This window comes from Ensifer sp. SL37 (genome assembly GCF_026672675.1).
GTDB classification, from domain to species: domain Bacteria; phylum Pseudomonadota; class Alphaproteobacteria; order Rhizobiales; family Rhizobiaceae; genus Ensifer; species Ensifer adhaerens.
In genome coordinates this window covers 1-11,932 of record NZ_JAPPRN010000004.1, presented here as the reverse complement: position 1 = coordinate 11,932, position 11,932 = coordinate 1, and the positions used below count along the sequence as shown (strand labels likewise).

General features: G+C 57.3%; 14 protein-coding genes. 7 read left to right on the top strand and 7 right to left on the bottom strand.

The features are described from left to right. Positions 1-23: 23 nt before the first annotated feature. Positions 24-485, top strand: coding sequence for a hypothetical protein (locus tag OVA00_RS11830; protein WP_268088984.1), 462 nt, complete (start codon positions 24-26; stop codon positions 483-485). A gap of 24 nt (positions 486-509) precedes the next feature. Further along, complete coding sequence (locus tag OVA00_RS11825) at positions 510-1,520, top strand: HAD domain-containing protein (RefSeq protein ID WP_268088983.1); 1,011 nt, start codon at positions 510-512, stop codon at positions 1,518-1,520. Between the two features lie 51 nt (positions 1,521-1,571). Here the strand turns inward: OVA00_RS11825 and OVA00_RS11820 are convergent, their stop codons facing one another. Continuing rightward, positions 1,572-2,150: a recombinase family protein gene (locus OVA00_RS11820; RefSeq protein WP_206915160.1), complete on the bottom strand. Its 579-nt coding sequence runs from the start codon at positions 2,148-2,150 to the stop codon at positions 1,572-1,574. Between the two features lie 122 nt (positions 2,151-2,272). Between OVA00_RS11820 and OVA00_RS11815 the strand changes: the two genes are divergently transcribed. Further along, positions 2,273-2,605, top strand: coding sequence for a hypothetical protein (locus tag OVA00_RS11815; RefSeq protein WP_268088982.1), 333 nt, complete (start codon positions 2,273-2,275; stop codon positions 2,603-2,605). Then, positions 2,568-2,819 (top strand): hypothetical protein, encoded by a 252-nt coding sequence (locus OVA00_RS11810; protein WP_174050138.1) that lies wholly within the window; start codon positions 2,568-2,570, stop codon positions 2,817-2,819. Before OVA00_RS11815 ends, OVA00_RS11810 begins: the two co-directional genes overlap by 38 nt. A gap of 45 nt (positions 2,820-2,864) precedes the next feature. On the opposite strand, the gene OVA00_RS11805 is transcribed toward OVA00_RS11810, so the two are convergent. Then, entirely contained in the window at positions 2,865-2,987 is a 123-nt protein-coding gene (locus OVA00_RS11805; protein WP_268088981.1) for a hypothetical protein, read from the bottom strand. Positions 2,988-3,067: 80 nt separating this feature from the next. On the opposite strand from OVA00_RS11805, the gene OVA00_RS11800 reads away from it, so the two are divergent. Further along, a complete protein-coding gene (locus tag OVA00_RS11800; RefSeq protein ID WP_268088980.1) occupies positions 3,068-3,757 on the top strand; it encodes a hypothetical protein in 690 nt (229 codons plus the stop codon). 305 nt (positions 3,758-4,062) lie between these two features. On the opposite strand, the gene OVA00_RS11795 is transcribed toward OVA00_RS11800, so the two are convergent. From OVA00_RS11795 to OVA00_RS11780, 4 genes are read right to left on the bottom strand one after another with little or no spacing between them, the layout of a single operon-like run. Then, a complete protein-coding gene (locus OVA00_RS11795) occupies positions 4,063-4,482 on the bottom strand; it encodes a hypothetical protein (protein ID WP_268088979.1) in 420 nt (139 codons plus the stop codon). Further along, positions 4,479-5,930 (bottom strand): M23 family metallopeptidase, encoded by a 1,452-nt coding sequence (locus OVA00_RS11790; RefSeq protein WP_268088978.1) that lies wholly within the window; start codon positions 5,928-5,930, stop codon positions 4,479-4,481. Before OVA00_RS11790 ends, OVA00_RS11795 begins: the two co-directional genes overlap by 4 nt. After that, positions 5,927-6,361, bottom strand: a complete 435-nt coding sequence (locus tag OVA00_RS11785) for a hypothetical protein (RefSeq protein WP_268088977.1) — start codon at positions 6,359-6,361, stop codon at positions 5,927-5,929. Before OVA00_RS11785 ends, OVA00_RS11790 begins: the two co-directional genes overlap by 4 nt. Next, positions 6,358-8,685 (bottom strand): DotA/TraY family protein, encoded by a 2,328-nt coding sequence (locus tag OVA00_RS11780; protein WP_268088976.1) that lies wholly within the window; start codon positions 8,683-8,685, stop codon positions 6,358-6,360. The genes OVA00_RS11785 and OVA00_RS11780 overlap by 4 nt, the downstream gene beginning before the upstream one ends. Positions 8,686-9,127: 442 nt before the next feature. On the opposite strand from OVA00_RS11780, the gene OVA00_RS11775 reads away from it, so the two are divergent. Beyond that, positions 9,128-9,370 (top strand): hypothetical protein, encoded by a 243-nt coding sequence (locus OVA00_RS11775; RefSeq protein WP_268088975.1) that lies wholly within the window; start codon positions 9,128-9,130, stop codon positions 9,368-9,370. Positions 9,371-9,392: 22 nt separating this feature from the next. Here the strand turns inward: OVA00_RS11775 and OVA00_RS11770 are convergent, their stop codons facing one another. After that, on the bottom strand, positions 9,393-10,091 hold the full coding sequence (locus OVA00_RS11770) for a recombinase family protein (protein ID WP_268088883.1): 699 nt from the start codon (positions 10,089-10,091) through the stop codon (positions 9,393-9,395). 40 nt (positions 10,092-10,131) lie between these two features. Here OVA00_RS11770 and OVA00_RS11765 point away from each other — a divergent pair. Then, positions 10,132-11,932 (top strand): DUF4158 domain-containing protein (locus OVA00_RS11765; RefSeq protein ID WP_268088974.1); only part of this gene is annotated, 1,801 nt, incomplete at its 3' end.

Below are 11,932 nucleotides of genomic sequence, written 5' to 3'. Positions count from 1 at the left end.
AGCTAACAAGGAGCGTCCAATAAATGGCGGAAGGAAAAGCATTCCCCACATTTGAAGAGTCGAAGCGTGAGGGCGAAAACATCGTCAGCGCCAAAAACGACGAGCACCGGGAAACGGAAAAGGCCAACCAAGAGAAGCTGACCGGCCAAAATCGATCCGCGATGGAAGAGGGTATCGGAAATAGCGAAAGCGCTGCCTCAACCGCCTCTGGTGAAGCTCAAAGCCAATGGCAGGCCAAGGTTGCCGCCGCTGATGCTCAGCATGGCCGAGAGGTTAGCGCCGACAAGAAGGCACAGCAGGCCCCGACCGACCGGAAAGCAGCTTATCAAGCCGAGCTGGCGCGGCGAGAGGTCCGAACTTCGCAGGATAAGCCGTTTGATCGCAAGGCCGCATACGAGGCGTCCAAGTCAAAGCAGCAAAACGGTGATCGCGCGAGCGAAGCAGATGACCTTCGCGAACATCGTAACGACCAATGGGACCGCTAGCCCAAATGCTAGGAGGGCATATGAATGACGGAACAGACACCGGATGAGGTTGCAGCTCTTATAAGTGAAGCTGAAAACAAGGCGCACCATTCACTCGCCATTCGAATGTCGAAGCTGGAAGAGCTGGCGACAGACTTGCGGGGATTGGTCTCAACACTTTCTGATAAAGAGCAGTTCGAGCCTGCCATATGGCAACGAGGCTGCGATGAAATCGGCGAAGGTGTTGCAGAGCTAAAAAAGGAATGGCGCAACCTCCAATTATTGGATGGCCGGGAGATTCTGCGCCACCTGAAAAAATTGGAGATCTATCCAGCGGCACAAGTGGCCCTGTCGAGATTTAGACAGAAACTTGCAATACGGCCCCCCGAAATGGTGATGTTCTATAACGAATATAGAACATTCAAGCGCCGATTTTTCGAAGACAGAGTGATCTTTCTCGATATCGACGGCGTGCTTCTGACTTTTCGAAATTGGATTAGCCCGGATAATCTCGGGTTCGTGCTGTCGCCAGTCGAGGAACGAATTGGGGACCTTCAACTAGACGGGGGCTGCATCGCCTTGATCGCTAGATTATGCGATTTGACTGATGCGAGCTTAGTCCTGGCATCGACATGGCGAAAGACATGGCCGCATGGTTACGAGGCGTTGTTAGATCGTCTGGTAGCGCAGGGCTTGGGGCGCGAGCTTTGGCATGAAGATTGGATGCTGCCTGTTCTCCCCGGCCGTCACAAAAGCCACGAGATGGCGAGCTGGACGGACGGCCGAAGCAATGTCGTTGCGCTCATCATAGATGATGAACTGCCCGCCGATCCTCAACCATTGCACGCCAGCAAAGCGGCATTTTTAGAGATTTCCACGCGGGAAGGCTTCGGATTCTATAACTATGTTGACGCTTTAAAATTCTTCGAAGTCGAGGATAAATCGGCAAAAATTCCGGCCACTCTCCCGCCGAGAGGCGCGCAATCCTACCCCACTATGGCGAGCGGGGGACCATCCCGGCGGCATCACGCAAGCCCTCGACCATCGGCCAGTTAACCCGCCCCCTTCGGCCCTACAGCCCTATGTGAGAGAGCGGGCCTACGGGGGCTAGTCGTCGGTGGATGCCGATCTGTTTTTTTCAGTCTCGATCACGCGCGCGATAGTCGCTTTCCCGACGCCGTACATTTCCGCAAGGTATCTTTGGCTTTCGCCTGCCGCAGCCCGCGCCTTGATCTCCTGTCGCTGTCCCGGCGTCAGTTTCAATTTCCGGCCGAGCTTGACACCTCGTGTAACGGCCAGCGCTCGACCTGCCGAGGTGCGCTCGATCATCCGGGCGCGTTCCCATTTCGCGGCAATGCCAAGGACCGCTAGCACCACGTCCGCCAGTTCCGAGGTCGTGTCCACAATAGGTTCGTTCAAAGACCGGAATCCGGCTCCGGCTTCCTTCACCTCGTGCAGGATGTTGAGTAGATCGCGCGTGTCACGAGCCAGCCTGTCCACGGCAACGACCATCAGCGTGTCGCCTGAAGCAAGAGCTTTCAGCGCGCGGCGCAGCTCCGGCCGGTCAGCTTTCGCCCCGCTAACCTTCTCAAGATAGATCGGATCGCACCCCGCAGCCTTGAGCCGTTCGACTTGGCCGCTGAGGTCCTGTCCTGCTGTGGAGACTCGCGCATATCCATAAAACATGCGGTCTATTTCGGACCAGAATTTCGGCCCGCGCAACCCATTGAATTTAAAGGGTTTGAAAAATGGTCCGTAATTCTTGATTTTCGGACCATTTAGGCACAGAATCCCTTCGTGAACAAGGAATGGGTGCCATGCTTAAGAGAGTGCAGGAAATTGTAGGGTCGGCGGAGGTTGCAGCCTACGAAAGGGTTGCCCTTTATGAGGATCGCGACCAGTTCGAGGCGGAAGGCTGCTATATGGAAGCTCTTTATCACGGCGAGAGCGGCTATTTTCTCGTGGTTGAAAACAATCTTTTCGCCATGTCGCAGCATGCAGCCTTTTCGTGGCTGAATAGGCGCGGCTTCTATGAAATAATGCTCGCCATATATTCGGAGATCGAGGGCGCGGAGATTGGGTTGCCAGAGGGAGATTATTTAAATGAGCTTGTTCAATCGGAAAAAATCGGAAAGCCCTGATAAACCGATCCGTGAGCATTTCGACCCGGCGTTTTTCGACGGAACACGTCTGAAGCGGGACGTTGACCTACCAGTCGGCCACCTTGCTAATCTCTTGGTACATTCTGAAATTCGTCGGCTCGACACCAACGACCGACTTGACCAGCTCATCGAGCTACAGCGCGAAACCCTCGAAACGCAGAAGGCCATTCTAGACGAGCTGCGCAAACGGTGATGCTCAGCTGTCCGCTAAAGCAGTTAGGACACGATTACGGCTAGGCTAGAATGCGCCAGAAGCGATCGTTGGCACAGAAGCAAAAATCTCTTTCAGTTCTCTTTCGTTTCTCTCTGGCATCTCTCCAAAAGATACGGCGATATGGCGGGAAAACAGAAATTCTGTCATTCTTCTTTTATTTCGTGTTGACATCTCTTTCGTTTCGTAGGAGATTTCCTTCAACGAAATGAAAGAGGAATGATAAGGAAATGACCAACATTTACGTCACGCCCGAAAAGGTTCAGTACGCAAAGCGTCTCTTTGAGATTGGCATCGAGTATCTGGAATCTAATGGATTTGAAGTCTCGCGCGTCCCCCGCTCCGGAAAGAAGAGCTTGCGGCGGGTGAGGAAGGGCAATGAGGAGTACAACGTCGCGATCCGCACGTCTCAGGATCAGTGGTTCGCATTTCCGCGAGACGATGACGGTAATTGGCTCGGCATGGATGACGTCGACGTGCAGCGGGTTATCGTCGTCGCTCTGAATAACCGCGATGAGGGGAAGGAAAAGATCGGACTGGTCCATGACTTTTCCGCTGTTGAAGTGCGGGACCGTCTCAACAAGAATTTCGACGCGCGCTATGCCGTGAACCCGAACTTCGACACGTCACACGGCAACTGGATCTCGCTGTATTCGGAAGAGGCGAAGGAACCGACTTCTCTTGTGGGTGCTGGTATTGGCATCAAGTTTCCTCCTGTCGCCCGCATCCCTTTGCTCGGTGAGACGCCGGATGAAGTCGATGAGGAGGACTTGGCAGAAGCTGTCGGCTTGATGCCTGAAGCCGTTCCCTCGCAGCCCTGTATCGAAGATGGTCCGCTGACGATCCCGGAGGCTAAGCGTAGGCTCGCCCTGACCTTTGGCGTTGATCCGTCGGCAATCAAGATCACCGTCGAAGGGTGATCAAGTGCCGGAGGCGCGTGATTATTTACCGCCCCGGCTGTTGCCTTTCCAAGTTAGCGCTCACTTTAGCCCTTAGCTACTCATGGTCCGCAATGGGTCGAAATCCGAGGCAGTGGTATGCTTGATAAGAAAAGCGCCGTTCGCTTTTCGAGACGAACGACGCTTAACGATGCGAGCACCAATCCCCTATTTCCAAATTCAGGGACAGATAAAACCTACGGTGATTTTAAAAGATTGTCGTTGTGCAGATCTGCATTTCAGAGTTTTCGAATACTAGTATCTGCTAGTGAGTATCCCTCCCCCGGTTAGTCGCTCACTTTGCAGTAGTTGAACCTCTGCCCGGAGATTGCCACCGACAAGCCTAATCGGCCCACTCGCTTTACGGTGCCTTTCGCAAGTCCGCTGTCGCCCTCACTTTCGGAATCAATCGTGAAGGGAACTACCCCGTCTTTGCTCTGTTCCAGGACAACATTTCCAGTCACGGCCGAAACGTCCTGATTGTCGTCCCAACGGTTGCCGGAGATCGTCAGGTATTCCGCGACGTACTGGAACAGGTCAGAGGCGAAGAACCTCCGGCAATCTTCGTCATTGCGTGGCCCTTTTTCCGTCTCGGCGGCTGTTGCCGCCTGATAGAAGGCATAGCGGCCGTCGAGCGTATTACTCGCATCGGCAATCGCCGGGGCGGCAAGAAGTGTAAGGGCGGTGATCGTCGCGTAGATCCTCATAGGCCATCCCCGTTCCGCGTCATCAGCAAGAGCATGTGCGCAATAGCGCTATCGGTGCGGCCTTGGAGATTTTGTGCGCTCGAGGACGCCGCGCGCAGCTCGAGCGCGTTCTGACGGGTCATGTTGATGGCAAGCGACCGCAGATCGGCGTCGGCATTGGCCACGGCGCTGCCCGAGCTGGTCATGTAAGTGCCGTCGCCCGATGCCATCGTGTTCGTGTTCACGCTTTCGCCGGAGCTGGTCGGCGTCTCTGCGACGGTCTGGCCGGGTGTGCATGTGTTCTGTAGGGACTGACTGCGCCCGGCGCGAACCGCCGCCATGCCGATGACTGGTACACGCTCCTTCAGGTAGCGTTCCGGGTTCACATAAAACCATGTCTTTGGCGATGCGGCCTTAAGGGAGTCCGCCGTGGCGTATCCGTTCGGATCGCGCTTTCCCCCACCCTCTGGAAAGGCGCAGTCGTCGGTACTTGACCCCGGCACGCACTTCGTTGCGGAAACTGCGCTTGCGGGCACCTGAACCTCGAAATGCAAATGCGGCTTTCCGGCCGATTTGTTGTCCCCGATCTTAGCGATTTCCTCCCCTGCCTTCACATCCCTTGAATCAGGCCGCGAGTAAGAATGCAGATAGAGCGTGCGGAACTGATCGCCCGTCACCATCACGCCCATGCCGCCCAGAGTGAGTTTGCCGTCATGGGCCGCAAAGAGCTGCTGACCGTTGGAGGCTTGGCCCACGGCATCCTTCGGATAGATATCCGATCCGCGATGCCAGCCATTGCCAGCGCCAGCACCTGGGCGATCCCATGCGCCATATTCGGAGAAGATAACGGGGCTGTTGACAGGGTGCGCGGCCAAGCAGGATCCGGCCCCGCCGCCCCCCTCGCCGCCCGTGCATTGCTCGTTGACCTGATTTTCTGCGAGGTAGGTTCCGGCGCATGTGCCGTTCCCGTCTACTGCGTCGGAGCCTGTGCCCTTGTTGGTGCAGTCGCCCCCGCTCGACAGCCAGTATTTCAGACCGCCAGCGCCGACGAGGTGGCTACCGGCGATCAGCCCGGCACGGGTCACAGGAACACCATTGATCGTCTGGCCGATATATTGCTGCCAGTTCCCGAGGTAGCTCAGGTTTTTCTCGCCATAGGCGAGGAAGGCGTTGTCCTGTGCAGTCGGATTCGACAGGTAGTCGTCTAGCGATTTCACGCCATCTTTGCCGGTCCAGTTGCCGCCAGCATCCATGTAACCGGCATCCTGCAGGGCTTCATCGCCCATCTGATAGGCGCCATAGAACCCGTTCCCGGTGTTGGTCGCGTAGTTGCCGGAGCCTTCCGATTGACGGATGTTATTCATAAAGCCGCCGCAGTCCGTTGCGGTGGGTTGAGCATTCCGGGCTTCGGTCAGGGCGGTTGTCGCCAGCAATATGCCGACTACGAAAGTGGAGCGTCGCAGCATCATGGCAGATCGGCCCCCTTCCCGCAGATGGTCAATCGGCCGTCCGTCACGTCGATGTCGTTGAGCGCTCCGCAGGCCGTAAAGGGTTTGCCCGAAGCGGCGACCTTGTAGGAGGGAGTGAGGCGCTGAACGGTCCACGTGCATTCGTCCGGCCTGCATGACTCGGCCGACCGGAACGACGAAACGAGATATTGAGCGTCCCCGGCTTTGAACAGGCCATAGGAGAAGCTGTAGGCCCGCTCGCCAACGGCCTTGATTTCAGAGGCCCACACGTCGCGCATGATCAGCCCGATACCGTTTGAGGGGTCTTGGCTTTCCGGCGCTCGTAGCTTGGTCAGTGTCAGAGGATCAGCGAAGGCGGACCCTGTGAAAGCGGTAGAAAATAGAACCGCTGCGCTGAAAGCAGCATTCCGCATCGATCCATAACGCATCATTTTTGGGTGCCTCCTAGGTTGCCTTGCGATTTGCCTTTACTGAGATTTGCGATTGCCCTTGTGGTGCCTGAGAGGCTTCCGCGAGCGCGAGAGTTTCCGATTGCGAGACCGGTAGCCATTCCAGCCGCAGGGCTTCCAAGAGCGCTTTCCGACCGGCCTCCCAACGACCCGACGAGACGAGACGCACCTGTTTCGATGGCCTCGGAGACCACATCTGCAACCCCGTCAATGAGACCGCAGCAGATGCTTACGAGTGTGACGGCGAGGGACATGTAGATGAGGAAACCGCCAAGCGCTAAAGCGATGTTGCCCGCCCCCGCCATCATGCCTCCCGCATTTGAAGCAAGGACAGTAAAACTGTTCGTCGCCAAGAAATTAAGGAAGTCGAGGCCAACCCGCATCAGGATCATGCAGAACACGAGACCCACAATGATCAGCGCGGGCCGCACCAGAAGCACGAGCAACACATTCAGCGCACTCGCAAAGCTCGTCCCAGAAAGGCTTCCATCCCGATTGGGATAGAACATCTTCATGATCCAAAACGGCGATGTAATGATGGTCTGCACTGCAAGGATGAACCAAGACAAAGCAGCAAGGAAGAAATAAACCAGCGGCATGAAAGGCACGATAACTGCCAACGCGAAGCCGATGGCAACGAATGCCCAGCCTATCGGCCCTATAAGGGCTACAAGTTCGCCTACGATCATGGTTGCAGGATTAGGAATGTTGGCGGCAATCGATCCGCCAGTCGCGACCGTCAAAATTCCTAGCCCATAGGTGAGAATTTTTCCGCCAGTCGCTTGAAGCTCGGGGATTGGATCGACCCAACCTTGACCGTCCCACGGCTTCACGTCAGCCAGGTCGAGCATTATATCGTTGAGCCATTTGGAGGCAGATACGCCACCCGCGTTTGTCCCGCCAATTGTTGCCGAGTTCACGCCTTGAATTGCGGTATTTTGGGCTGCGTTACGGAAGGCGGGAGCGATCTCAGCGAGGGCGAGCGTGTCGCGCTTATAATCATCGAAGAACACTTCCAGTTCATTTGAACATCTGTTTTCAAACCAACCACCGCAGCCGAAGGCTTTGCGCAGATCCTCTACAGGTTGATTGCTCGCCACCTCGATGCCCCCCAACCCAAGCTGAGAGAGAGACGTAGTCGCGTTGACCAGCACACGTTGGTAGAGGACAGCATAAAGCCAGCCGTTTTGCTGGTTTCCTGACATTGCCGAGATAGCATGTTGCTTGAACTCAGCCGGGGCTTGTTTCAAAGCTCCTTGCATGGTTGTTTTTGTGCCATCAATCGTTTTCGTCACAGCCGCCTGAATGGCATTCAACTGGTCTTGCCCGCGCAACCGTGGCGCATTGTTTGGGAAAAGCCTTTGATAGAGGCTGTCGCCTTCAGTGCGGATTGATTGCAGCAGGGCGTCGGCACCCGCCTTCGAGGCTTGCGCCTGAAAGCGGGCGCTGGCTCTAGACAGTTCAGCTTGGGCACCAGTATTGCCGGGCGTAAGGCTTCCGCCCGACTGGTTTTCCAGTTGCTTCCGCTCGGAAGCGTAGGACACGCTTACGGAGCCACAAAGGCCCGCACTGGAATTAAGGCCCTCTCCGGCCTGATAGGTCAAAACGGTTTGGGTGTATCCGTCTTCCTCAGAAAGAAACGTGGGCGGCGGGCTGACTGTGGTGACAGAGCCATCCTTGACCGCTGCCAGAGATGAAGTCCCCTTTGTGATCGCGACCCGGCAGACTTCCCCGGCGACACGTGTTGCAAGGCCTGCCGCGATCTGCTCGCGCAGCGCCTTTTCTGTCGAAGGTTCGGAATAAAACCAACCATCATCCGGCTTGCTGGCAAAAGCCGCGTTGACCGTGTTGGCATTGGCCATTCCGCTGGCCGCGATCTTCCACGTGCTATCACCGAGGCCAACAGACCAGACGGTAACTTGCATCGTTGCCATTTGCAGGGCGCTAAAGCCATTGAAGGCTGGAAAGCAGAGAATTGCACCCATAGCCGCGCCGATCAGCGTCCAAGGCGCGTTCATGCGCCGCCCGCCCGCCTCGCCATCGTTGGCGGTGTCCAGCAGCGCCACGAAAATGAGGTAGGTCGCAACCACTGCGATAACGGCGAGCATGGCCCAGTTCAAAGTCTCAATGAGCTGGGCAAGAATGTCGTTGGTGTTGTCGCAACTACCTCCGGCCGAAGCAGCAGCGCCGCCGCCCGCTGTCCAAATGTAATCGAAAGTGCATCCGACCAAACGACGCAGGAAAATCAGTGCCGCGCTTTGGTCTTCTGGTGTGAACAGGCCTGAAATGTCGTCTGGCTTTGCCATTCGCTTCCCCGCTTTCACATTGTTCTCGGTTCAAGGAACAATGTATTGATCGCTAAAATATGGATATTTTAGCTGATGGAAGAATCGCGAGCCAGAATAGTTTCACAGTGTTTTCAAATAAAAAAACATTGTCGAATTGGTTATCTGCAAAAGTCTAATTGGGAATTATGCCTGAATACTCAGGATTTTTAGGTGCAATTGCCAATTGAACTTTATTTCTCAAATCTTGTGTGGCCTAAATGGACGTGCCGATTGGTTCGTTATGGAGGCACACATGACTTTGATAAAACCAAGAATTATCAAGACCGAGCACAGATATGCTGCGGCAGCAGCACGCGGCGCGTTCGCCCTTGATCGAGCCGCTTGCCCTCACTGCGGTTCGGGTTCGCTTCATCCGACAGCCGATAGAGAGCTACGGCGCTGTGACGGGTGCGGATCGAGCGTGAGCCTCGACAAGCTGGCAAGTCATCATGGAGAGTGGTTGAACGAAACAGCCGCGCAGCGTCAGGACCATTTCAGGCGCAGCGCCCGCATCCTGATCCAGTTCGCAGCGCTTGGCCTTGTCCTGTCAGCCGGGGCGAGTCTCTATGCAGGATCATCGCAGATGGTGTTTGCGGCCTGCCTGTTGGCGCTCCCGGTGTTTACTGGAGCCTTTGCTATGCGTTACAGGGCATGGCAGGGGTAGATTGAAAGTACGTGTAAAAAGTTCACAAGGTCGGTGCTCCTGGTGATCGGATGCGTTTGACGATTTCGCCGACGCGGCCGCGACTGGCTTTTTCGCCAATTTTCTTATGAATTTGCCGCACGCTGAGACTGGTAGAGGCGGCAAGCGTTTCGATCTCGACAATCAGCCGAGGCGCAAGCGGTGGTCGGCCGAGATGCTTGCCGCGCGCGGCGGCTGCCTTCATGCCGGCGGTAACGCGCTCGCTGATCAAAGAGGATTCCAGCTCAGCCATGGCTCCAATGATTGTGAACATGGCGCGCCCCATAGGACTTGCGGTGTCGATCTGATCCTGGACGCTGATGAAGCGCACGCCGAGGTGGTCGAATTCCTCGAGTGCGGTCAAAAGGTGGCGGGTGGAACGGGCGAAACGGTCGAATTTCCAGACCAGGACGCAGTCAACCTCACGGTTGCGAACACTCGCCATCAAGGCGTTGAGCCGGGGGCGTCCCTCGCGGCGGCCTGACACCGCGACGTCACAGTAGTCTCCGACGATCTCCAGCCCGGCGCGCGCGGCGTAGCCGTGCAGGCCGTCATATTGGAGATCCGGCTTCTGGTCCGGCGTGGAGACGCGCAGATAGAGCGCCGTGCGGTTTTTTGGCCGGATGTGATGGCGGTTCCGTCCTAGAATGTCTTCCTTTTCGGACAAGGAATCGCTATGTCCTAACGCCTTCAATTCACGCATGTTTCGCCACGCCTCCGGCGGACCCTTTTCCGGACACCTCATGACCGCGATTGACCGCACCGCTTACCCGCGTCCAGGCGACCCTCTGACGGCTGAGGAATTGGACGCCCGCTACCACCTGAATGAAGCCGACCTTTTCTTTATTCGTGACAAGGCGCCCGGCGATATCGGCCGCCTGACACTGGCGACACTGCTGAAGGGCCGGCAGGACCTTGGCTACTTTCCAGCGCCGTCCGACGTTCACATCGATACGGTGGCCCATCTGGGGGCGCAACTGGACCTGGCCGCCGCATCTCCGCTGCTCGACGAGACCCGTCAAAAGACGATGCTCCACCGTTATCGGACGGCGGTACGCATTCATCTCGGCGTGTCGCCTTATTCTGAAGCGGCCGAGCAGCTGGTTTCGGCCGCCGTGCTTGCGGCGTCCGAAATGATGAGCGATCCGGCGGACCTGATCAATCGAGCCATTGAAGTCCTGGGTAAGGCCTCGATCGATTTGCCGGCCTTCAGCACACTGGATCGGCTGGTCAACCATCTGCGGGCCCAGGTCCACACACGCATGTATGACCAGGTCGCGGGGCGGCTGACGCCGGATGTTACCGCGGGCCTGGATGGGCTGCTGACGGTTCCGCCGGATGCCGCGACAACGGCCTTCAACCGCCTCAAGCAGACGCCGGGACCGGCGCGCCCCGAGACGATCAAACTGTGGACAGAGCGCCTCGACTGGCTGACCCGATTGATCGATCCCGATCCGCTCCTGGACGGCATTACCCATACCAAGCTCCGCCAATTCGCCGCCGAAGCCCGGGCTTTGGAGGTGAGCGAGGTTCTCGCCATTGCCCGGCCAGGACGGCGCCACATCCTGATACTGAGCTTGCTTCGACAGGTCCGAGCACAATGTCGTGACGAGCTGATCGAAATGTTGTTGCGCCGCATTCGAAAGACCCAGGCGGCCGCCAAGGAAGCGCTTAAGACGCTTCAGGAGCAGCACCGGGAGATGGAGGAGAAACTGATCGGGGTCCTGGGACAGGTGCTGGAAACCGCAAAGGACGGCGAGAGCGACACTGACACGGGACACCGCATCCGCGCCCTCCTGGCCGAGCAGGGCGGCGTCGAGGCGCTCTCGGAACAATGCGAAACGGTCAGCGCCTGGCATCGTAACAACGATCTGCCGCTGCTGTGGCCAATCCACGCCAAAACCCGCAGCCTTTTGTTCCGGCTGCTGGAACTGATGGAGATTCGCCCGGCGACACAGGACCGCAGCCTGCTCGATGCGCTGACGGTCGTCATCGAGCACCGTACCGCGCGCCGTGACGAACTGGCCGGGCAGCTTGACCTGAGATTCGCCTCGCAGCGATGGCAAAGCTTCGTGATGAAGCGCCGCAAGGGCCGTGTCGTGCTGGACCGGCGGGCGCTCGAAGTCTGCGTCTTCGTTCATCTGGCGGACGCGCTGCAGGCCGGCGACCTCTTCGTCGTCGGCGCCGAAACCTTCGATGACTACAGGACCCAACTCCTGCCTTGGTCGGACTGCGAGGCGCGGCTGGCGAATTATTGCGGTGCCCTCGGCCTTCCCGGTAGCGGCGAACAGCTTGTCGGCCAGTTGCGGCAGGAACTGACGGCTACGGCGGGGGCGGTCGATGCGGGCTTCCCCTCCAACGTCGAATTGACGATTGACGCAGACGGCGTACCCCACCTGAAGCAGCTCAAGGCCAAATGCCAGCCCGAGGGATTGTTGGCCTTCGAAACGGAAATCCATGCCCGCATGCGCGAGCGTCACCTGCTCGACATTCTCAGGGACGGCACCTTCTGGACCAACTTCACGCGCCACTTCGGCCCGCCGT